A 21668-nucleotide genomic window follows, 5' to 3' on the forward strand; every position below is an offset into this window, starting at 1 on the left:
TCACCCGCGAAAGCGGGTGATCCAGTACGCCGCGGCCTCTCAATTCGACGACTAACGTCTCTGGAATACTGGGTCACCCGCTCCAGTGCGCAATTGCGCACAAGGCGGGTGACGACAGCCTTGTGTGGATGCTTACGCCGACGCGCGCATCCCTTCGGCGTCTTGCTTCACCGCCTCATACGCCAGCCGCTTGAACTCGAATGAGAACGGGTGAACGAACGCCATCTGGCGCTGCGCCATCATCACACCGGCCATGTTGCGCTTTGGCGAGATCCACCATTGCGTGCCCGCGACGCCGCCCCAATAGAGTTCACCCGCTGAATCGGGGTGATCGAACGGCGTAGGCTTCAGGATCAGGCCGCCGGCCAGCGTGTGCACCTTGCCGGGCTGTGGTCCCATCAGGGCAAAGCGGATCCACTGCCCCTCGGGCAACTGGTTGGTCATCATCAGCGCAATCGTCTCCGGCTTGAGCAGGGTTTTGCCGCCGGGCAGCAGGCTTCGGATCAATGCGACCATGTCGGGCAGCGTTGAAACCAGTCCGCCGCCGCCACTGAGCCTCGCGATCGGGCGCAGATAGGCGCCGGGAAAGGGCGCGTTGTCGGTTCGAGTCAATCCCGGCTTCATCGGCTCCATCAGGTCGGCGCCAGCGTAGTACGCAACGAGCCGTCCCTGATCCTTTTCCGGCACGACGAAGCCGGTGTCGACCATGCCGAGTGGACCGAGAATCCGCGACTGAATGAACTTGTCGAAGCTCTGGCCGCTGATGACCTCGACCAGCCGCGACGCCACGTCGGTGGCGAGCGAATATTCCCACGATGTGCCGGGATGATAGATCAGCGGCAAGCCGGCCAGCACGTCCACCATGTCAGCCAGCGTCGTCCTCGGATCGTGCACCCCGCGCTCGTTGAGGGCCTCATAGATGGCGGTGCCCGGATCGAAAAAGCCGTAGCTCAGACCGGAGCTGTGACTCAGGAGCTGACGGACGGTGATCGAGCTTCTGGCCGGCTCGGTGTCATCAAGCGAGGTAGCGCCGGAGCGCAGCACTTTGCGATTTCCGAGCTGCGGAATATATTTTTCAATGGGGTCATCGAGCCCGAGTTTGCCTTCCTCGAACAGCAGCAGCGCCGCGCAGGAGGTGACCAGCTTGGTATTGGAAAAGACGCGGAAGATGTGGTCGGTGCCGAGCGGCGTCTGCGCTTCCTTGTCGGCCCACCCGACGCAATTCACGTCCACGAGCTCGCGCCCGACCATGACCGCCCAGGAAATGCCTGATAGCAGGTTGTTGTCGATGTAGCGCTGCATCGCCGCCTGCGCCGGTTTGAAGTCGTAACCGTTGGCGGTGACTTTCAGGTCTTCCATGGTCGCTCCCTTTGCCGTCATGTTCTTGCGCAGCGTTTTCCGTCGTCCCTGCCTAGTGCTCAATTGCGCACGGGAGCAGGGACCCATAACCACCGGCGCTTATTATCTTGGGAAGCTAACTACCACATCGCCTCACTGAAAAGCCACGGCGTATGTGTCCCTGCGCCGTGCGCAATTGCGCACTAGGCAGGGACGACGATGTGGAGGGTTGATCGCCTCAAACGGTTGACGAAGGCCGGGGCTTCTTCGACGCACTCCCGCCCACCTTCACCCCCGCATTCCTCAGCAGCACCGTCGCCGCTTCCTTTGCCGCGCGCGCCATCGCGGGATCGTTGCGGACGAGATCCTGCGCGATCGAGCCGTCGACAAGCAAGGCAAGCTGGGTTGCAAGCGCTTCTGCCTGCGCGACGCCGAGCTTTATCAGCAGGTCGCGAAACCAGAGGCGGCGGCTTTCCTTGAAGGCTATGGCAACCTTTCGGACCGAGCGGTCTTCGCCGAGTTCGGCAACCGCATTGACGAAGGGGCAGCCGCGAAAATCCTTCGCCGAAAAGCGCCGTTCCAGCGAATCGAAGGTGCCGAGAATCTGCTCGACCGGGGATTTTTCGGAAGGCCGTGGGGCCACGAAGCGCCGCGCCAGATAGGCCGAGATCAGCGCGTCCTTGGACGGAAAATGATTGTAGAGCGTGCGCTTGCTGATGCCGATTTCGGCAGCGATGGTGTCGACACCGATCGCGCGAATTCCCTGCAGATAGAACAGCCTATCTGCGGTTTCCAGAATCCGGTCCTTCATGTCAGGTTTGGCGGGCAGGGTAGCCATGCGAATGCGCGGGTCACCTTGGCTTGACAGCAGCACCCCCTTTATAGCCTAGTTACACAGATCTGTGTACCTATTTCAGATATCAATTGCAGAACGCGGCTTTCGAACCGCGGCCGATCGGGAGAATAAAAACAATGGCCCTGCTGCAAATCCTGCGGCCCACGCTTCCCATCCTGATCGGCGCCTCCATCATGCTCACCATCAGCATGGGCCTGCGGCAATCGCTCGGCCTTTTCATGCAGCCGCTGACGCAGGATATCCGGATTTCGGTCTCCGATTTCACGCTGGCGCTCGCGGTGCAAAATCTGGCCTGGGGATTTTTGCAGCCGTTCGCCGGTGCGCTGACGGTGCGCTATGGTTTTCGGACCATCATGGTCGCAGGCGCGCTGCTCTATGTCGCCGGCCTTGCTTTGATGGCGGGCGCGAACGGTTTTCTCAGCGTCATGATCGGCGGCGGCGTGTTGATCGGCGCGTCGCTGGCTTGTACCGCGGCGGCTATCGCGATGTCGGTCGCGGCGCGCGCGGTGCCGGCGTCGGTGCGCTCTACGGTGCTCGGCCTGGTGTCGGGTGTGGGATCGCTCGGTGCGTTGTTATCGGCGCCGCTCGGCCAGATCCTCAACGAGGGCTACGGCTGGCGCGTGGGTCTCGCCGGCTTCGTGGTGCTGGCGCTCCTGATGATTCCGGCGGCCTGGTACGCGGGCAGGGTGGACAAGATTCCGTTGCCGAAGCCTGCGGACGACGAAATCGGCAACTCTTCGGCCAGCGTCGCCACCAAGATCGCGTTCTCCAACGCCTCCTTCGTGGTGATGACCGGTGCCTATTTCGTCTGCGGCATGCAGCTCGTGTTTCTCACCACGCATCTGCCGTCCTATCTGGCGATCTGCGGCATGGACCCGATGCTGAGCGCGCAGACGCTCGGCATGATCGGCGGCTTCAACGTGCTCGGCAGCATCTTCTTCGGCTGGGCCGGCCAGCGCTGGAACAAGCTGGCGCTGCTCGGCGGCATCTACATCTTCCGCTCCATCGCGCTCGCATGGTACTTCACGCTGCCGCCGACGCCGGCCACCACACTCTTGTTCGGCGCCATCATGGGCTTTCTGTGGATGGGGGTCGGCCCTCTGGTTGCGGGCGCGGTCGTGGAAATGTTCGGCCTGAAATGGCAGGCAATGATCCAGGGGCTCGCCTTCATGAGTCACCAGGTCGGCAGCTTCCTCGGCGCGTTCGGCGGCGGGGTGCTGTACGACGCGCTCGGCTCCTACACCATGGCGTGGCGGATCGGCGTCGCGCTCGGGCTGGCAGGTGGCATCATCCAGGTCGCGTTCGCGCTGATCCGGCCGAGTGGGCCGCCGCGGATGCAGACGGCGTAGCGCTCGTTCCCCGGATGCTGCGCAGCGCCAACAGCGCGTTCACGCGCGTCTTCGACACGCTATGTCTTGCGGCGTGGTGCGCTGCTGATCCGGGGTCCATCGTGGGTCCGTGGGTCCCGGCTCTGCGGTGCACCGCTGAAGAGCGCTGCGCCGCGTCCGGGACACGAGAGCCCGGAATCAAAACGGGGCCCGAAAGGACCCCGTTCAAATCGTCAGCAATGGCTTGCGACGTTACTTGATCTTCGATTCCTTGAACTCGACGTGCTTGCGCGCGACGGGGTCGTACTTCTTCTTGACCAGCTTGTCGGTCATGGTGCGCGAGTTCTTCTTGGCGACGTAGTAGAAGCCGGTATCCGCCGTGGAAACGAGCTTGACCTTGATGGTGACCGCTTTGGCCATGTTCAGAACCTCAAATAGGGGATATCGGGCGCCGGCCAAATCAGCCTGCATTTGCCGCGCAACCTAGCTTCTGATCGCCCAAAGTCAAGGTTTTCGGGGCAAAAACCGGCCGGAATCTACCCATTTTAGCCCAAAAAGGACGTGCTTTTGCCCTGTAGCGCAAAATACGCGTCTCTTAGTCCGTGAAAGGATCATGAGTGCTTCAAAAGGCCCCTCAGACGAGCGATCCCGGCGCGAAGGGTTGTAAGAGTATCGTTCGTTTGATCGATCAATATCTTTGCGGCGATGTTTGCGCGGCTCGTTGGGTTAACCTCGGCGGGCATGAACGTGTTTCTTTCCCAATCGGTCTGGGGATCAAATCTAGCGAGGTCTGTTCGGTAGAGGATCAACGATGCCCGCAAAAGGCGCAGCGCTTGGATCAAATCCGCCGGCAGCAGATCGAGACAATCCCACGCTTCCAGGATTTCTTGCGGGTCGGAAATCGCAAGGTCGGAGGTCTTGTAGGATTGGTTTTTCCGGTTTCCGACTTTCTTCTCTAGATCCCTAGCCTCCTGCCGCAGTATTTGAATTGCGAACTCGAGTTTCAAGACGATAGCAAGCGAACGCCTCAAGATCTGCTCGTCGGATATTTGCCTGTCCTGCTTCACCTTTGCCATCGCAGCCATATAAGCGATGGTTGCCGCTATGACGGCAACAAACGAGGCTAAGAGAGTCTGCCATCGGTACAAACTCTCAATGTTGATCGGACCGCTTATTCCAAGCCAAACGACCAGCACCGCGGCCAGCAACAACGCCGACACAGGTCCTACACCGGGAAGTTTTGGAGTCACCGTTCTCTCGCCCCTTGCGGGCGATCATTTCACGGGAGCTCGAGGAGCACAACAAGTCGAAAGTTCGTGCCTTAACCCTCAAAGAACCGGTTTTTCGGCCTCGGCAGCCCCAGATTCTCCCGCAGCGTCCGGCCCTCATACTCTTTCCGGAAAATCCCTCGCTTCTGCAGTTCCGGCACCACCTTGTCGACGAAATCGTCGAGCCCTGCGGGAAGGAACGGGAACATGATGTTGAAGCCGTCACTGCCGAGGCTCATCAGCCATTCCTCCATCTGGTCGGCGATGGTTTGCGGCGTGCCAACGAACGATAGCCCGCCATAGCCGCCGACGCGTTGGGCGAGCTGGCGTACCGTGAGCTTGTCGCGCGCGGCAACATCCACCAGCCGCTGGCGGCCGCTCTTGCTGGCGTTGGTTTCGGGGATCGGCGGCAACTGCCCGTCGGGATCGAAGCCGGAGGCGTCGGTGCCGAGCTGCACCGAGAGTGAGGCGATGGCGCTGTCGTAATGCACCATGCTGTCAAGTTTTGCTCGCTTCTCTTTTGCCTCCTCGACGCTGTCGCCGACCACAACGAAGGCGCCGGGCAGGATCTTTAGATGCTCGGGGTTGCGGCCGATCTTCTCCATGCGGCCCTTGATGTCGGCGTAAAGCTTCTGCCCGTCGGCGAGGGGGCCGCCGCCGGTGAACACGGCTTCCGCCGTCTCGGCCGCGAGCTGCTTGCCGTCTTCGGAGGCGCCGGCCTGCACGATCAGCGGCCAGCCCTGGACGGGGCGGGCGATGTTGAGCGGCCCGCGCACGGACAGATATTTGCCCTTGTGATTGAGCACGTGCATCTTTGCGGGATCGAAATAAAGCCCCGCCTCGACGTCGCGCACGAAGGCGTCGTCGGCAAAGGAGTCCCAGAGACCGGTGACCACGTCGTAGAATTCGCGCGCCCGCTTGTAGCGCTCGGCGTGCTCCATGTGATCGTCGAGCCCGAAATTGAGCGCGGCATCCGGATTGGAGGTGGTGACGATATTCCAGCCCGCGCGCCCGCCCGAGATGTGGTCCAGCGAAGCAAAACGCCGGGCGACGTGATAGGGCTCATCGAACGTCGTCGATCCCGTGGCGATCAGGCCGATATGTTCGGTGGCGCCGGCCAGCGCCGACAACAGCGTGAACGGCTCGAACGAGGTCACGGTGTGGCTGCGCTTGAGCGCATTGACCGGCATGTTCAGCACGGCCAGATGGTCGGCCATGAAGAAGGCGTCGAACTTGCCGGCTTCGAGCTTCTGGATCAGTTGCTTGATGCGCGGGAAGTTGAAATTGGCATCGGGCCAGGCGCCCGGATAGCGCCATGCGCCGGTGTGGATGGAGACCGGCCGCATGAACGCGCCGAGCTTGAGTTGCCGCTGTGCCATTGCCCCGTTCCGTAGCTGTTATTGTTGGGGAAGAGATAGGGAGGCGATTAGGGCAGCGCCAATGGGCAGCGTCGAGAAGGATTTTGCAATTTAAGGGACTGGAGGAGGATATTTGCCGTGACATCGATACCGTCATTGCGAGCGTAGCGAAGCAATCCATAGCGCGCCAGGCGTCGAGATGGATTGCTTCGCTACGCTCGCAATGACGGGGAGAGAGGGGAGCCTTACGCCCCCAGCACGTCCTTTTGCATCTTGCCGCCGTAGAAATGAAAGAACGGCACCGGTGCATCATGGTGCAGCGGGCCAGTAGCGAGGCGACGGTCGAGTTCGGCGAGCACGTTCTTGGTCATGGCATGCGCGTCGGCGAGCGGTTGCGAGCCGATCTCGACCCATACCAGATCGACCAGTTCGGCATCGGCGTGGATCACGCCTTCGACGCGGTGGGCGATGCTGGAGGCATCAGCCGTGAAGAAGCGCGTGTCGAAGCGACGGACGCGGCCGGGCGGGGTGATCGCGCGCGCGATCAGGAACAGGCTGGACGGATCGGGCAGCAGGCCTGCATCCGCGAACGGCGTCCAGGCGCCTTCGAGCTTCACCGGCTTGTCGACCTTGCGGCCGAGGCACAGGCCAGTTTCCTCACAGGCTTCGCGGATCGCGGCGACCGCGAGAGCGCGCGCCCGGGAAGGCGCGATCTTCGGGCTGCCCTTGAGCAGGTTCGCCTCAAGCTCCGCCGAAATAGGAGCGGCAACGGGAATGCGGTTGTCGGCTTTATCGACGCGGCCGCCCGGGAAAACATATTTGCCCGGCATGAACACCACCTTGTCGTGGCGTTTGCCGACCAGCACCTTCGGCTTGTCGCCGGAGCGGTCGATCAGGATCAGCGTCGCGGCATCCTTCGGACGAAAGTAAGGATGGTGATCGGCTTCTTTTCCTTCTTGTACGGCAGTCGCGACTTCGCTCATTCCATCCCCGTTTGATGCTCTTGTTCTTTTCGGTTTAGCTAGACCGGCGGAATGTCGCCAGGAGCATTTTCGTCAAAGCCATGCATGCGCAAGGCCCATTGGAAGCCGACCACCGCGCCCTTGACCGGCTGCAACAGCAGCAACGACGAAATGAAAGTGATCGGCAAATAGATCGCCAGTTGCAGCCACACCGCGGGTGAGTAGTTGGTTTCGATCCATAGCGCCGCCGGTACCACGATGTGGCCGACGATGACGATTACGAGATAGGCTGGCAGATCGTCGGCGCGGTGCGGCGAGAAATCGAGCCCGCATGCCGAGCAATTATTGGCAGTCTTCAGGAAGGCGCGAAACATCTTGCCTTCGCCGCAGCGCGGGCAGCGGCAACGGAAACCGCGCTTCATCGCGGTCCAGAGGTCGCGCTTCTCGGCGTGTCCAGTATCCCGGGTCCATGTCGTGGGACTTACCGTTTCCATGACTTGCCTTTCTTCGATTTGCCGGGCTTCGCTTTGCCCGACTTGCCCTTGTGGGGCTTGCGAACCTTGTCGCGCGGGCTGCGGCCCGGATGCGATTTCGATGGCTTTGCCTGTGCTTTCGAACCGTCGCGTTTTCTGCTGCGCGGAATGACCTGGCCTTCCGACAACAGCTCGAACCGCAACGCGCCGGCCACTGGCGCTGCTTCTACCAGACGCACGTCGACAACGTCACCCAGCCGGTGCATGGCACCGCTGCGTGAGCCGACGAGCGCATGGCGTGCCTCGTCGTAATTGTAGTACTCCGTGCCGAGTGTGCGGATCGGGATCAGCCCGTCGGCGCCGGTATCCGATAACTTCACAAACAGCCCGGCGCGGGTGACGCCGGAAATACGGCCCTGAAACGTCGCGCCGATGCGGTCGGCGAGGAAATGCGCGATCAGCCGGTCCGCCGTCTCGCGTTCCGCTTTCATCGCGCGGCGCTCGGTCACCGAAATCTGCGCCGCGACTTCGCTGAGCGTCTCCAGCGTCTCGGTTTCCGGCAACGCGCCTTCGCCGAGGCCGAGTGCGCGGATCAGCGCGCGATGCACGATCAGGTCGGCGTATCGCCTGATCGGCGAAGTGAAATGCGCGTAGCGGCGAAGGTTGAGGCCGAAATGGCCATAATTCTCCGCCGAGTATTCCGCCTGCGCCTGCGAGCGCAGCACCACCTCGTTGACCAGCGGTTCGTAATCCTCGCCGCGGACCTGGCCCAGCACGCGATTAAACAGCGCAGGGCGCAACGCACCGGTTTTTGCAAACGGCAGATCGAGCGTTTTCAGGAATTCCTGGAGGTTATGAACCTTCTCCTGGGACGGTTCGTCATGCACCCGATAGATAAGCGGCAACGCCTTCTTTTCAAGCATTTCGGCGGCGGCGACGTTGGCGAGGATCATGAACTCCTCGATCAAGCGGTGCGCGTCGAGCCGCTCCGGCACGATGACGCGGTCGACTGACCCGTCGGCCTTCAGCAGGATCTTTCGTTCGGGCAGATCGAGATCCAGCGGATCGCGCTCGTCTCGCGCGAGTTTTACCAGCGCATAGGCCGCGTAGAGCGGCTTCAGGATCGGTTCCAGCAGCGGGCCGGTGGTATCATCGGGCCGTCCGTCGATCGCGGCCTGCGCCTGCGCGTAATGCAGCTTGGCGGCCGAGCGCATCAGCACGCGGTGAAAGCTGTGCGAACGCTTGCGGCCGTCGGGGCCGATCACCATCCGCACCGCGAGCGCGCCGCGCGGCGCGCCCGGCACCAGCGAACAGAGATCGTTGGAGATGCGCTCGGGCAGCATCGGCACGACGCGGTCGGGGAAATACACCGAGTTGCCGCGCGTCAGCGCGTCACGATCGAGCGCCGAGCCCGGCCGCACATAGAAGGCGACGTCGGCGATGGCGACATGGACGATGTAGCCGCCTCTGTTGTTCGGATCAGGATCGGGCGCGGCGTGCACCGCGTCGTCATGATCCTTGGCGTCGGGCGGATCGATGGTGACGAGCGGCAAATCGCGCCAGTCCTCGCGGCCTTTCAAACTCGCAGGCTGGGCATCCTCGGCCTCGTGCACCGCGCTCGGTGAGAACGCTTGCGGGATTTCGTGGGCGTGGATCGCGATCAGGCTGATCGCCTTTTCGCTCGAAAGCGAGCCCAGCCGCTCCTTCACCTTGCCGGAGGCGAGGCCATAGCCGCGCGCGCGCACGAGATCGACGCTGACGAGGTCGCCGTCCTCGGCGCCGCCGGTATCCGATGGCGCGATGTTCAGTTCACGGCCGGCCTGCTTCTTGTCGACGGGGACGAGCCTGCCGCCGCCGCCCGGAGCTGGCCGGAAGATGCCGAGCAGGCGCATGCGGGCGTGGTCGATCACCTTGATGACGCGGCCGCGATACAGCGCGCCGTCACCCTCATCCAGCTTCTCGATGCGCATCAGCGCGCGGTCGCCGACGCCGGCAGCCGTTCCCGGTTGCGGCCGTCGCGGCACGTGAATGCGGATCTTTGGCGCGGGGCCGCTTTCCTCGGTGTCCCATTCGGTGGGAGTGGCGAGCAATTCACCGTCGGTATCGCGGCCGGTGATGTCGGCGACGACGGTCGGGGGCAGGGTGGCGGGCTCGTGGATCTTCCGCCCGCGCTTGGCGATCGCGCCGTCGTCGGCGAGTTCGCGCAGGATGCGCTTCAGTTCGACGCGGTCGGCATTCTTCAGGCCGAACTCGCGGGCGATTTCCCGCGTGCCGATCTTGCCTGGATTCGCACGGATAAAGGCGACGATGGCGTCCCGGCTTGGAAAACCATTGTCGTGTTTTCTCTTCACTTATCCCCGGGCCTTGCCCGCGCTCTTCTTCGCAGGCGTTTTGGGTGCTGTGGCGGGCTTCGCCGCCGATGTCTTGGCCGCGGATGCGACCGGCGCGCGCGCCTTGCTGACGGCTTCCGACTTTGGCTTCGCGGCGGCTTTCTTCGCGGCCGCCTTCTTGGCCGGTTTTGGTGCGTCGGGATCAGCGGCTTTCTTGGCGTCGGCCTTCTTCGGCGCGGCCTTTTTCTTCGCGCCGCGCTTCGGCTTGCCGCCGCCCTTGGCGGCACGCTCGTCGATCAGCGCAATGGCTTCGGCGAGCGTAATGGTGTCCGGCGTCTTGTCGCTCTGGATCGTGGCGTTGACGCCGCCGGCCGTGACGTAGGCGCCATAGCGGCCATTCTTGACTGCGACGCCGCCAAGGCTCGGATGCTCGCCGAGCGGCTTGCCGGGATCGGCGCCGAAGCGGCGACCGCTCGGGCCTTTTGCGATCTTCTCCGCGATCAGCGTCACCGCGCGATTTAGGCCGATATCGAACACTTCATCGCCGGCCTCGAGACTTGCATAGGTCTTTTCGTGGCGCACGAACGGGCCGAAGCGCCCGATGCCGGCGGTGATCGGCTCGCCGGTCTCCGGATGTTTTCCGATTTCGCGTGGCAGCGACAGCAGTTTCAATGCGAGTTCGAGCTCCATGTCGCCCGGCGACATGTTCTTCGGGATGCCGGCGCGCCGGGGCTTTTCGCCCTCGGCATAATCCTTCTGCTCGCCGAGCTGGATGTAGGGACCGAAGCGTCCGGCCTTCACCGTCACGTCGAGATCGGTTTCCGGGTCCTTGCCGAGGACGCGGTCGGCGCTGGCCTCGCTGTCGGCGGCCAGCGGGCGGGTGTAGCGGCATTCCGGATAGTTCGAGCAGCCAACGAAAGCGCCGAACTTTCCGGCCTTCAAATTGAGCTTGCCGGTGCCGCAGGTCGGGCACTGCCTGACGTCGCCACCGTCGGCGCGGGGCGGATAGATGTGTGGCCCCAGCATGTCGTCGAGCGCATCCAGCACCTCGGAGACGCGCAGATCCTTGATGTCGCTGACCGCGCCGGCAAAACCAACCCAGAAATCCTTCAGCACCTGCTGCCAGGAAATCTCGTTATTGGAGATGCGGTCGAGCTGCTCTTCCAGCGCGGCGGTGAAGTCATATTCGACATAGCGCGCGAAGAAGTTCTCCAGGAAAGCGACCACGACGCGGCCCTTGTCCTCGCCATGCAGCCGCTTCTTCTCGAGCTTGACGTAGCCCCGGTCTTTCAGGACCTGCAGGATCGAGGCGTAGGTCGAGGGACGGCCGATGCCGAGTTCTTCCATCCGCTTGACCAGCGACGCTTCCGAGAAGCGCGGCGGCGGTTCGGTGAAGTGTTGCGTGACAGCAAGATCCTGCCGCTTCAGCGCTTCGCCTGCGCTCATGGCGGGCAGGCGGCGCGAATCCTCATCGTCGGCGTCGTCGTCCTTGCCTTCCTGATAGAGTGCAAGGAAACCGTCGAACTTGATGACCTGGCCCGAGGCGCGCAGATCCAGCACGCGGGAGCCGGCCTTCGCCGCAATGTCTACGGTGGTGCGTTCGAGTTCGGCCGATTCCATCTGGCTCGCGATGGTGCGGATCCAGATCAGTTCATAGAGCTTGGCCTGATCGGTATCGAGGCGGCGGCGCATCTCGGTGGGCCGGCGCGACAGATCGGTCGGGCGGATCGCTTCGTGCGCCTCCTGCGCGTTCTTGGCCTTGGTCTGGTACTGGCGCGGCGCGTCAGGCACATAGGCGCTGCCGTAATCCTCGCCGATCACCTTGCGGGCCTGCGTGATCGCGGAGCCGTCGATCTGCACGCCGTCGGTCCGCATATAGGTGATGAGGCCGGTGGTCTCGCCGCCGATGTCGATACCCTCATAGAGCCGCTGCGCGATCCGCATGGTGTGCGCGGGCGCAAAGCCGAGCTTGCGGCTGGCTTCCTGCTGCAGCGTCGAGGTGGTGAAGGGGGCCTGCGGATTGCGGCGCGCAGGTTTTGCTTCCACGGTCGTAACCGTGAAGTTCGCGGCCTCGATGGCCTTCTTGAGGTCTTCGGCTTCCGCGCCGGAGCCGATGTCGAGACGCTGGATCTTCTTGCCGTCGGCGCCGACGAGGCGCGCCTCGAACGTGTCGCCGCGCGGCGTCGTCAGCGTCGCGACCAGTGACCAGTATTCGCGGGGAACGAATTTTTCGATCTCGAGTTCGCGGTCGCAGACCAGCCGCAGCGCGACCGACTGCACGCGGCCGGCCGAGCGCGCGCCCGGCAGTTTGCGCCACAACACCGGCGAGAGCGTGAAGCCGACCAGATAGTCCAGCGCGCGGCGCGCCATATAGGCGTCGACCAGCGCGCCATCGATCTGCCGCGGCGCTTTCATCGCGTCGGTCACGGCCTGCTTGGTGATGGCGTTGAACACCACGCGCTCGATCTTCTGATCCTTCAGTGCGCGCTTCTCTTTCATCACCTCCAGCACGTGCCAGGAGATCGCTTCGCCCTCCCGATCAGGGTCGGTTGCGAGAATCAGGCGGTCGGCGCCCTTCAGCGCCTTGGCGATGTCGTTGAGTCGGCCGGCCGCCTTGGGGTCGACCTCCCAGATCATCTGAAAATTCGCGTCCGGATCGACGGAACCATTCTTGGCGGGGAGGTCGCGGACATGACCGAACGAGGCCAGAACCTCGTAGGAGGCGCCCAAATACTTGTTGATAGTCTTGGCTTTCGCCGGCGACTCCACGATGACGATATTCATGTCATTCCAATGGCTTACGGGAAAAGATAAAGGTGGGTTCCGCGAGACTCGCGGCCTACCGATTGGACCCGAACATGGGTGGTGAGGCGGCCCCTGTCAAATCCGCAGTAAGGGAGCAGGGAACCTTTGGCTTCGACTTTATATCCACAAAGGTACGAAATGCTGCCTAGAGTTGCGTTACCAAAGGGGTTATTTCTGGGCAATACTTTGTGTCGTTAGGTGCCATTTTTTTGAGCAAAGCTGGAGGCGGCCGGAAGCGGAAAGCTTCGGGCAAACGTCGGAACTCGCCAACCGATGAACGTACCGCTGAACGAGGCGAGGAGGGCGGCCCTGACGAGGCCGTTGCCTTTATCGCGGAGACCGTTGCCGAATTGGTCAAGCTGGCGGAGCGCCATCGGCTCGAGGTGCTCAGCCATTTGCTCGGCATGGCGCAGCTCGAGGCGGAAGAACGGCTGCGCACAAGGAGCAAGCACAAGCTGTCGTGAGTCGCGCGGCTTCGCTACGCCGTAACGCGCCTGCCTTGCTTCCCCGCTGGCCGCGGCTTCAGCGCGGTATCGCCCGCACGCAATAGCCGCCCGTCCTGCGAATAGAGTTCGAGCTTGCGGACCGGCTTACCCTTTTCCTTGTCGATGAGAATGGTGGCGATTTCTTCCGGGCGCTCGTCGAACTCCTCGCTCCATTGCCGCAAGGCGACCAGGATCGGGAATACGCCGCGGCCTTTCGGCGTCAGCAGATATTCCTGATACGCACTGCCGTCCGAGGCCGGCGCGGTCTTCAGGATGCCCTGATCGACCAGCGCGCGCAGTCGCATCGTGAGAATGTTCTTGGCGAGCCCGAGTCTCTTCTGGAATTCGCCGAAGCGGCTGATGCCGAACAAAGCCTCGCGAATGATCAGCATCGACCACCAGTCGCCGATCGCATCCAGCGAGCGCGCGATCGGGCAATCGTCGTGCTCAAAGCTGGTTCGTTTCACCATGGCGGGCTCCGTCGAATCCTTATTTGACGCGTTTCTTCACGCGAACCGGTCTCCGCCCCGGATCAAGTCGGGGCAGGCTTTTGCTTGAAAACGCTTTTGCGGCGATCACCGTCTTGTGTAGTTGCAATATTAAACCAGATGCTCTAGCTAGGCAATCTAGTTTAATAATGCAACCATCGGAGACGGCCATGAGGCTCGCGAACAAGACGGCACTGATCACGGGAGGCAACAGCGGGATCGGTCTTGCGACCGCAAGAGTATTCGTGGCCGAGGGCGCCAGGGTCGTCATAACAGGGCGAAATCAGGCGACGCTCGACGCCGCCGCCAAGGAACTGGGTCCGAACGCGTTCGCGGTGGTGGCCGACGCGACAGATGTCGCTGCCACCGACGCCGCGATCGGGAAGGGGGCCGAAAAGTTCGGCAAGTACGACATCTTGTTCGCCAATGCCGGAATCGCGGGAGGCACGCCGCTTGGCGGCTCGACCGTCGAGGCGTTCGAGAAGGTCATCAGCACCAACCTCACGGGCGTGTTCTTCACCGTGCAATCCGCGCTGCCGCATCTCAACGACAACGCCTCGATCATTCTCAACGGCTCTGTCATCTCCGTGCTCGGCATCCCCGGCTATTCGGCCTATGGCGCGGCCAAGGCCGGCGTGAGGGCAATGGCGCGGATCATGGCCTCCGAATTGTCGCCGCGCGGCATCCGCGTCAATGTCGTGGCGCCCGGCGCGATCCGTACCCCGATCTGGGGCGCGGCGATCGCCACGCCTGAGGCCGAAAAGGCCTTTGAAAAGCGGATCGCGCTCTCGACACCGCTCGGCCGCATCGGCGAGCCCGATCATATCTCGAAGACGGTACTGTTCCTCGCCTCGGACGATTCCGCGCATGTGCAGGGCCAGGAACTGTTCGTCGACGGCGGCGCCACCGCCTCTCCGAGCGGCGCGCCGATCTATCGGGGGTGACGCGGACTTCCGTAATTGACATCCGGCCAGCCCGCCGCCCTGCGGCGGATTGGCGCTGAGCCGGAAGGGCGCATTGAACGTCGGTCGTCATTGCCGGACATTCGAAGGATGGGAGTTTTTTGACCAAAGAGAACTGGAGAGCAGTCATGCCGAAAAAGGTCGACGTCTCCTCACCCGCCTTGCAGGATTCGGACACCGCTCAGTTCGTTTCAATTGCGCTGTTCTCCGGCGTCGGTCTTTTGATTTCCCTCGTTATCGTTCTCTGCCGCATGAACGGCATTTTCTGAACTGGCTTTTCGCGATCGGACGCAAGCGGCTGCCGCCGGGCGACGGCAGCCGCTGTCGCCTCAACTCAGGCGGCGTTCAGGTCGCTCGCTGCCTTCAGCGCGCCGGCCACGGCTTTTTCACGATGCTCGGGACCGACCTGGATGCCGTCAGCGGAAATGAATTCCGGGCTCTTGATACCAATGAAGCCGAACACCCAGCGCAAATAGGTTTCCAGATGCTCGCCGACCGCGGCCGGCGTGCCCGGGCCATAAAAGCCGCCGCGCGAGATCGCGACGATGACGCGCTTGTTGCCGGCCAGACCTTCGACGCCCTGCGCTGAGTATTTGAACGTCTTGCCCGCGACCAGGATGCGGTCGATCCAGGCCTTGAGTTGGCTCGGAATCGTGAAGTTGTACATGGGAGCTCCGAGCACGATGACGTCGGCGGCCAGAAACTCTTCCAGCACGGCCAGACCGGCGGCGATATCCTCGCGCAGCGAAGCTTCCGGGGTGGCCCCCTGGCCAGCAGCGAGGTGTGAACCGGTGAGATGCGCCAGGGGCGTCAGCGTGAGGTCGCGATAGCTGACTTCGAGGCCGGGAGTGGATTGGCGCAGCCGTTCGACGATGGCGGCGGAAACCTGGCGGCTGACGGAGTGGGGGCCGAGAACGCTGGAGTCGATGTGCAGAAGTTTCATGGTTGATGTCACCCTTTGGTATAGGTTTGTAACTGGCGCTATATGAGTGACCGTGGCAAAACCCCGCAAGAACGCACATTTTTTACACCCGAGCACATCCATGAGACCCGAGCACAAAAAAGTGCCTGCCATGCCTCCGGGCCCGCATGCCGAGGGCAGTTGCCGTGCGGTGGCTTCCGTGCTGGCTCGCGTCGGCGACAAATGGAGCGTGTTGGTGATCATGATGCTGATCGACGGGCCGATGCGCTTCAACGAGCTCAAGCGCAAGATCGGCGGCATCTCGCAGCGGATGCTGACGCTCACCTTGCGCGGGTTGGAGCGCGACGGGCTGGTGACGCGCACGATCTTTCCGACCATCCCGCCGCGGGTCGATTATGAACTCACCGATCTCGGCCGCGGGCTGGCGCAGCCGGTGCAGGCGCTCGGTCAATGGGCGTTCGCGCACCTGCCGGAGATCGAGGGCGCGCGGACGAATTTCGACGCGCGCAACGAGAAGGGTTAGAGCGTTTTCAAGCGAAAGACTGCCCCGGACTTGATCCGGGGTGGGAACCGGTTCGCGTTAAGAAAACGCGTCAAAGAATCTAGAGTCCCGTTTCGATTCTATCGAAACGGGATTCTAGAGCAGCGACACCAGGCCGCCGCCATGGCGCTCCAGCCGGCCGGCCAGTTCGAGTTCGAGCAGTACCGTGCGGACGATGGTGGGCGAGAGGCCCGACATCCGGATCAGATCGTCGAGGCTGACCGGGCTCGGCCCGAGCAGCGCGACAATGCGTTTGCGTACGCCCGGATCGATGTCGAAGTCGAGCGGCTCGTCATCGCCTTCACGCGCCTCGAGCACGACCGGCCGCTCCAGGATCGGCTGAATGGCGTTGATGACGTCGCCGGCTTCAGTGACCAGCGCCGCGCCCTGCTTGATCAGATCATTGGTGCCGGCGGCGCGCGGATCGAGCGGCGAGCCCGGCACCGCAAACACCTCGCGGCCCTGTTCAGCCGCCATCCGCGCCGTGATCAGCGAGCCCGAGCGGTGGGCTGCCTCGATCACGACGACGCCGAGCGACGCACCGGAGATCAGGCGATTGCGCCGTGGAAAATCGTGGGCGCGCGGCACATGGCCGAGCGGCATTTCGGAAATCGCGCCGCCTTGATCGAGCAGGGCGGCGAGCAGCGCCTCATGCTCCGCGGGATAGATCCGGTCGTGGCCGCCGGCCAGCACCGCTACCGTGCCGCTTTCGATCGTCGCGCGATGCGCCGCCTGATCGATGCCGCGGGCCAGGCCCGAGATGACGACGAAGCCGGCCTCGCCGAGATCGCGCGCCAGTTGGCCGGCGAATTTCAGTCCGGCGCCGGAGGCGTTGCGCGAGCCGACGATCGCGATCATCGGCCGGATCAGGACGTCGGGCGCAGCGCGCACACGCACGCTGAGCAAAGGCGGCGCATCGTCGAGCGTCGCCAGCCGCGGCGGATAGGCGGCTTCGCCAGGTGCAACCAGCGAGACGCCGATCCTTTTCGCCGCAGCGATCTCAGCCTGCGCTTCCTCCTCGCTGCAGATGTGCCCTGAACGCGCCGCGCCGCCACGCCGCGCCAGATCGGGTAGCCGCTCCAGCGCCGTGCGCGCATCGCCGAAATGGGCGATGAGCGAGTTAAAGGTGCGCGGACCGACATTGTCGCTGCGGATCAGCCGCAGCCGGTCGATCCGGTCGGTGTCGGTGATGTGGGGTGTAGGGGGTGTCCGGTCATGCATGCGGTGGGCAGCATTGCCCAACCTGAGATTGTGATCAACCTGTTTGATTGTGGTAGGTGTTACGCTTGCTCCATGCCAAGGCCCTCCGTAACCTGCTTCGTCACCACAGGAAGGCCTTCATGATTTCGCTCGCCGAACTTCAACGCCGCATCGATGCCGGCGACCTTTCCGCAGACGCTGCAATCGCGCAGTCGCTCGAAGCAACCCGTGCGCATGAAAAGTCCATCGGTGCCTTCGTTTGCCGGGATGAAAGTCCTCGCGCGCAAAGCGCCGGGCCGCTGCGCGGCATTGCGGTCGGCATCAAGGACATCATGGATACGACGGATTTCCCGACCGAAATGGGCTCACCGATCTACCGGGGATTTCGGCCGCGCGGTGATGCGGCCGTGGTGATGATGCTGAAGCAGGCGGGAGCAAGCATTATCGGCAAGACCACGACGACGGCATTCGCCTCCGTGGATCCGACGCCGACGCTCAATCCGCACAATCATGGTCACACGCCCGGCGGATCGTCATCGGGTTCGGCGGGAGCGGTGGCGGCCGGCATGATCCCGCTCGCGCTGGGAACGCAGACCGGCGGTTCGGTGATCCGCCCGGCCTCGTTCTGCGGCGTCGCCGCGATCAAGCCGTCGTACCGCTTGCTGCCGACGGTCGGCGTCAAATGCTATTCGTGGACGCTCGATACGGTCGGCCTGTTCGCGGCCGGCGTGAACGACGTGGCGCATGGGCTTGCCGCGATGACCGGCCGGCCCGAATTGCTGCTGCCGCCCAGCATTCCGACCCCGCGCATCGGCGTCGTGACGCAGGATTTCGCAGGTAGCCCGGAAGCGTCAGGCGGGGAGGCGCTGCGGATCGCGACCAAGACTGCCGAACGCGCCGGAGCCTCGGTGCGGACGCTTGATCTGCCTGAGATCATTGCGGAGGCGTGGCGCGCGCATCCGGTGATCCAGGAATTCGAGGCGCATCAGGCGCTCGCCTGGGAGTACCGCGAAAATTACGACGCGATGGCGCCGCTGCTGCGCGCGCGGCTGGACGACAGCAGGGGCCTGACACCGGCCGACTATGACGCGGCAATGGGCGTTGCGAGCCGCGCGCGGCATGCGCTGGCAAAAGTGTTCGAAGAGGTGGACGTGCTGCTGACCTTGTCAGCGCCCGGCGCGGCGCCAGAGGGTTTGGGTTCGACCGGCGACGCCCGTTACAACCGGCTATGGACGCTGATGGGCGTGCCTTGCATCAATGTTCCCGCACTCATCGCGGAAGGCGGTTTGCCAGTCGGTGTGCAGGTGATTGCGCGATATGGCGCTGATGCCGAGGCGCTGGCGGCCGCGCGGTTTGTTGAGGAGGCGCTTAAATCGTAGGGCGGATTAGCGCAGCGTAATCCGCCAAATTATATGGCCAACCGGCGGATTACGCTGCGCTAATCCGCCCTACGCAATACACCTACTTCGCCCCGATGCGCCCTTCGGTCCCGGACTGCAGCCGCTTGATGTTTTCGCTGTGCTTCCAGAACAGCAGCAATGTCAGCACGACGAACAGCGAGGCCAGCGCCGGGTGGCCGAACCACCACAGGAACAGCGGCGTGACGAATGCGGCGACCAATGCCGAGAGCGACGAGTAGCGCGTGGTGACGGCGGTGGCGAGCCAGATCAGGCAGAACATCAGGGCTGCCGGCCAGAACAGGCCGATCAGCACGCCGATATAGGTTGCGACGCCTTTGCCGCCGTTGAATTTGAGCCAGACCGGGAAGAGGTGGCCGAGGAAGGCGCCGAGCGCGGCCAGCATCGCCGCATTGGCGCCGCCGTAATAGCCGGCGATGATGACCGCGATCGTGCCCTTTAGCATGTCGCCGATCAGCGTCGCCGCGGCTAGGCCCTTGCGGCCGGTGCGTAGCACGTTGGTGGCGCCGATATTGCCGCTTCCGATCGAACGCAAATCCTGCGTGCCGCCAAGCTTGGTCAGCACCATCCCGAACGGGATCGAGCCCAGCAGATAGCCGAGCAGGAAGGCGACGATGAGTAATGCGTCAGACATGGCGGTAGCTCCCACCGCGGCCCGTTTTGGACGAATCAGACATGTTCATAGACCGTTCGTCCGCCCACGATAGTACGCACCACGCGCCCCGAGAAGCGGGCTTCATCGAACGGCGTATTTTTGCATTGCGATTTGAGATCGGCGGGATCGAGCACCCAGGGCGTATCGGGATCGATCACGACGACATCGGCCGGGGAACCCGCACGCAGCGAACCGCCGGGGAGGCCGAGCAGCTCCGCAGGGCGGGTCGACATCGCCCGGATCAGCGTCTTGAAATCCATCTCGCCATTGTGGATCAGCCGCAGCGCCGCCGGCAGCATGGTCTGCAGCCCGACTGCGCCGGCAGCGGCCTCGGCGAACGGCAGCCGCTTGACCTCGACGTCCTGCGGGTTGTGGTCGGACATCACGACGTCGACGAGGCCGGAGGCGACGGCCGCAACCAGCGCGAGGCGGTCCTCCTCGGTGCGCAGCGGCGGTGACAGTTTCAGGAAGGTGCGGTAGGGGCCGATGTCGTTTTCGTTCAGCGTGACGTGGTTGATCGACACCGACGCGCTGACATAGAGGCCGGCGTCACGCGCGCGCTTGAGGATTTCGAGCGACTCGATCGAGGACAGCGAGGCTGCGTGATAGCGCCCGCCGGTCAGGGCCACGAGGCGCATGTCGCGCTCCAGCATCACGGCTTCAGCGGCATTCGGAATGCCGGCAAGCCCAAGTCGTGCGGCGAACTCGCCCTCGTTCATCACGCCTTCGCCGACGAGGTCAGGATCCTCGGTGTGGTGCACGATCAGCGCGTCGAAATCGCGGGCATAGGTCAGCGCCCGGCGCATCACCTGCGCATTGGTGACGCTCCTGTCGCCATCGGTGAAGGCGACCGCGCCGGCGGCCTTCAATAGCCCGATCTCGGTCATCTCCTGGCCGCCGAGGCCTTTTGTCAGCGCGGCCATCGGGTGGATATTGACGATCGCGGTGTCGCGCGCGCGGCGCAGCACGAAGTCGACCGTCGCCGAATTGTCGATGACGGGCGAGGTGTCCGGCTGGCAGATGATGGTGGTGATGCCACCGGCGGCCGCCGCCTGGCTGGCAGAGGCAAACGTCTCGCGGTGGCTGGCGCCGGGCTCGCCGACAAAGGCGCGCATGTCGATCAGGCCGGGGGCGACGATCTTGCCGGCGCAATTGATGATGTCGGTGCCTTCGGGGACGCCGGCGGCGCCGATGCCGCGCTTGGAGTCGCGGATGGTGCCGTCGGCAATCAGGACGTCGCCGGGGCCGTCGAAATCCCTGGAGGGATCGACGACGCGGGCATTCGCGAGCAGGATCGGGCGTCGGTCAGTCAGCATGATTTAAGCGTTCGGCAGGTTGCGGGCGAGCGCTTCGAGCACCGCCATCCGCACCGCCACTCCCATTTCCACCTGTTCACGGATCAGCGATTGCGCGCCATCCGCCACGATCGAGTCGATCTCGACACCGCGATTCATCGGTCCCGGATGCATCACCAGCGCGTCCGGTTTGGCGTAAGCCAGTTTCTTCTGGTCGAGACCGAAATAATGGAAATACTCTTGGCTCGACGGCACGAAGGAGCCGTTCATGCGCTCGCGCTGCAGCCGCAGCATCATCACGATGTCGGCGCCATTGAGGCCCTCGCGCATGTCGCGCGCGACTTCGACGCCCATCCGCTCGATGCCGCGCGGCAACAGCGTGGAGGGGGCGACGACGCGGACGCGGGCGCCCATGGTGTTGAGCAAGAGGATATTGGAGCGCGCCACGCGGGAATGCATCACGTCGCCGCAGATCGCGATCACGAGGCCTTCCAGCCGGCCTTTATTGCGGCGGATGGTCAGCGCGTCCAGCAGCGCCTGGGTCGGATGCTCGTGGGCACCGTCCCCGGCATTAATCACGGAACCGTCAACCTTGCGCGCCAAAAGTTCCACCGCGCCGGAGGCGTGGTGCCGCACCACCAGGATATCCGGGTGCATGGCGTTGAGCGTCACCGCCGTATCCATCAGCGTCTCGCCCTTGCGGATCGAGGATGAGGACACCGACATGTTCATGACGTCGGCCCCTAACCGTTTTCCCGCCAGCTCGAACGAGGATTGGGTTCGGGTCGAGGCCTCGAAAAACAGGTTCACCTGGGTGCGACCGCGCAAGCTAGTGCGCTTTTTGTCCACCTGGCGGTTGAGCTCGACATATTCCTCGGAAAGGTCGAGCAGGCCGGTAATATCGGCAGCGGAAAGCCCCTCGATTCCCAGCAGATGCCGGTGCCCGAGGACGAAGGTCGATTTCGATGCAGGGGTCATTAAAGC

At 63.5% G+C, this 21668-nt stretch carries 21 protein-coding genes; 6 read left to right on the forward strand and 15 right to left on the reverse strand.

The features are described from left to right. Positions 1 to 132: 132 nt before the first annotated feature. Entirely contained in the window at positions 133 to 1359 is a 1227-nt protein-coding gene (locus tag KIP88_RS37095) for a serine hydrolase (protein ID WP_249791306.1), read from the reverse strand. 217 nt (positions 1360 to 1576) lie between these two features. Continuing rightward, positions 1577 to 2176 carry a TetR/AcrR family transcriptional regulator gene (locus KIP88_RS37100; protein ID WP_374226553.1) on the reverse strand — a complete coding sequence of 200 codons (600 nt, stop codon included), beginning with the start codon at positions 2174 to 2176 and terminating at the stop codon, positions 1577 to 1579. Between the two features lie 134 nt (positions 2177 to 2310). On the opposite strand from KIP88_RS37100, the gene KIP88_RS37105 reads away from it, so the two are divergent. Beyond that, on the forward strand, positions 2311 to 3543 hold the full coding sequence (locus KIP88_RS37105; protein ID WP_214493112.1) for an MFS transporter: 1233 nt from the start codon (positions 2311 to 2313) through the stop codon (positions 3541 to 3543). Positions 3544 to 3774: 231 nt separating this feature from the next. Here KIP88_RS37105 and rpmG read toward each other — a convergent pair whose 3' ends face one another. The 7 genes from rpmG to topA form a co-directional block, all read right to left on the reverse strand. Then, complete coding sequence (gene rpmG, locus KIP88_RS37110; RefSeq protein WP_027537094.1) at positions 3775 to 3942, reverse strand: 50S ribosomal protein L33; 168 nt, start codon at positions 3940 to 3942, stop codon at positions 3775 to 3777. A gap of 191 nt (positions 3943 to 4133) precedes the next feature. Further along, positions 4134 to 4772, reverse strand: a complete 639-nt coding sequence (locus KIP88_RS37115) for a hypothetical protein (protein ID WP_214493113.1) — start codon at positions 4770 to 4772, stop codon at positions 4134 to 4136. Positions 4773 to 4843: 71 nt separating this feature from the next. Further along, positions 4844 to 6169, reverse strand: a complete 1326-nt coding sequence (locus tag KIP88_RS37120; protein ID WP_214493114.1) for an LLM class flavin-dependent oxidoreductase — start codon at positions 6167 to 6169, stop codon at positions 4844 to 4846. Between the two features lie 224 nt (positions 6170 to 6393). Next, the gene (locus KIP88_RS37125) at positions 6394 to 7131 is read right to left on the reverse strand and encodes an NUDIX hydrolase (protein ID WP_214493115.1); all 738 of its coding nucleotides are present in this window, start codon (positions 7129 to 7131) and stop codon (positions 6394 to 6396) included. 38 nt (positions 7132 to 7169) lie between these two features. Then, positions 7170 to 7604, reverse strand: coding sequence for a DUF983 domain-containing protein (locus tag KIP88_RS37130; RefSeq protein WP_214493116.1), 435 nt, complete (start codon positions 7602 to 7604; stop codon positions 7170 to 7172). After that, positions 7592 to 9934, reverse strand: coding sequence for a ribonuclease R (gene rnr, locus KIP88_RS37135; RefSeq protein ID WP_214493117.1), 2343 nt, complete (start codon positions 9932 to 9934; stop codon positions 7592 to 7594). Before rnr ends, KIP88_RS37130 begins: the two co-directional genes overlap by 13 nt. After that, positions 9935 to 12697 (reverse strand): type I DNA topoisomerase, encoded by a 2763-nt coding sequence (gene topA, locus KIP88_RS37140; RefSeq protein ID WP_214493118.1) that lies wholly within the window; start codon positions 12695 to 12697, stop codon positions 9935 to 9937. 230 nt (positions 12698 to 12927) lie between these two features. Here topA and KIP88_RS37145 point away from each other — a divergent pair, with 230 nt between their 5' ends. Continuing rightward, the gene (locus KIP88_RS37145) at positions 12928 to 13182 is read left to right on the forward strand and encodes a hypothetical protein (RefSeq protein WP_214493119.1); all 255 of its coding nucleotides are present in this window, start codon (positions 12928 to 12930) and stop codon (positions 13180 to 13182) included. Between the two features lie 14 nt (positions 13183 to 13196). On the opposite strand, the gene KIP88_RS37150 is transcribed toward KIP88_RS37145, so the two are convergent. Next, a complete protein-coding gene (locus KIP88_RS37150; RefSeq protein ID WP_214493120.1) occupies positions 13197 to 13673 on the reverse strand; it encodes a helix-turn-helix domain-containing protein in 477 nt (158 codons plus the stop codon). A 188-nt stretch (positions 13674 to 13861) separates the two neighbouring features. On the opposite strand from KIP88_RS37150, the gene KIP88_RS37155 reads away from it, so the two are divergent. Next, positions 13862 to 14635, forward strand: a complete 774-nt coding sequence (locus KIP88_RS37155; RefSeq protein ID WP_214493121.1) for an SDR family oxidoreductase — start codon at positions 13862 to 13864, stop codon at positions 14633 to 14635. Positions 14636 to 14781: 146 nt separating this feature from the next. Next, positions 14782 to 14922, forward strand: a complete 141-nt coding sequence (locus tag KIP88_RS37160; protein WP_214493122.1) for a hypothetical protein — start codon at positions 14782 to 14784, stop codon at positions 14920 to 14922. Between the two features lie 65 nt (positions 14923 to 14987). Here KIP88_RS37160 and KIP88_RS37165 read toward each other — a convergent pair whose 3' ends face one another. Further along, positions 14988 to 15596: an FMN-dependent NADH-azoreductase gene (locus KIP88_RS37165; RefSeq protein ID WP_214493123.1), complete on the reverse strand. Its 609-nt coding sequence runs from the start codon at positions 15594 to 15596 to the stop codon at positions 14988 to 14990. 100 nt (positions 15597 to 15696) lie between these two features. Here KIP88_RS37165 and KIP88_RS37170 point away from each other — a divergent pair, with 100 nt between their 5' ends. Next, positions 15697 to 16098 (forward strand): helix-turn-helix domain-containing protein, encoded by a 402-nt coding sequence (locus KIP88_RS37170; RefSeq protein WP_214493124.1) that lies wholly within the window; start codon positions 15697 to 15699, stop codon positions 16096 to 16098. Positions 16099 to 16212: 114 nt separating this feature from the next. Here KIP88_RS37170 and dprA read toward each other — a convergent pair whose 3' ends face one another. Further along, a complete protein-coding gene (gene dprA / locus KIP88_RS37175; protein ID WP_214493125.1) occupies positions 16213 to 17337 on the reverse strand; it encodes a DNA-processing protein DprA in 1125 nt (374 codons plus the stop codon). Between the two features lie 119 nt (positions 17338 to 17456). Between dprA and KIP88_RS37180 the strand changes: the two genes are divergently transcribed. Beyond that, positions 17457 to 18695, forward strand: a complete 1239-nt coding sequence (locus KIP88_RS37180; RefSeq protein ID WP_214493126.1) for an amidase — start codon at positions 17457 to 17459, stop codon at positions 18693 to 18695. Positions 18696 to 18777: 82 nt separating this feature from the next. Here the strand turns inward: KIP88_RS37180 and plsY are convergent, their stop codons facing one another. Genes plsY through KIP88_RS37195 form a run of 3 tightly spaced genes read right to left on the reverse strand, consistent with a single transcriptional unit; the run spans position 18778 to position 21662 of the window. Further along, positions 18778 to 19368 (reverse strand): glycerol-3-phosphate 1-O-acyltransferase PlsY, encoded by a 591-nt coding sequence (gene plsY / locus KIP88_RS37185; protein ID WP_214493127.1) that lies wholly within the window; start codon positions 19366 to 19368, stop codon positions 18778 to 18780. 35 nt (positions 19369 to 19403) lie between these two features. After that, a complete protein-coding gene (locus tag KIP88_RS37190; protein ID WP_214493128.1) occupies positions 19404 to 20705 on the reverse strand; it encodes a dihydroorotase in 1302 nt (433 codons plus the stop codon). 3 nt (positions 20706 to 20708) lie between these two features. Then, positions 20709 to 21662: an aspartate carbamoyltransferase catalytic subunit gene (locus tag KIP88_RS37195; protein ID WP_214493129.1), complete on the reverse strand. Its 954-nt coding sequence runs from the start codon at positions 21660 to 21662 to the stop codon at positions 20709 to 20711. Positions 21663 to 21668 lie beyond the last annotated feature (6 nt).

Source organism: Bradyrhizobium sp. SRL28, assembly GCF_018596315.1.
In the GTDB taxonomy this organism is placed as follows: domain Bacteria; phylum Pseudomonadota; class Alphaproteobacteria; order Rhizobiales; family Xanthobacteraceae; genus Bradyrhizobium.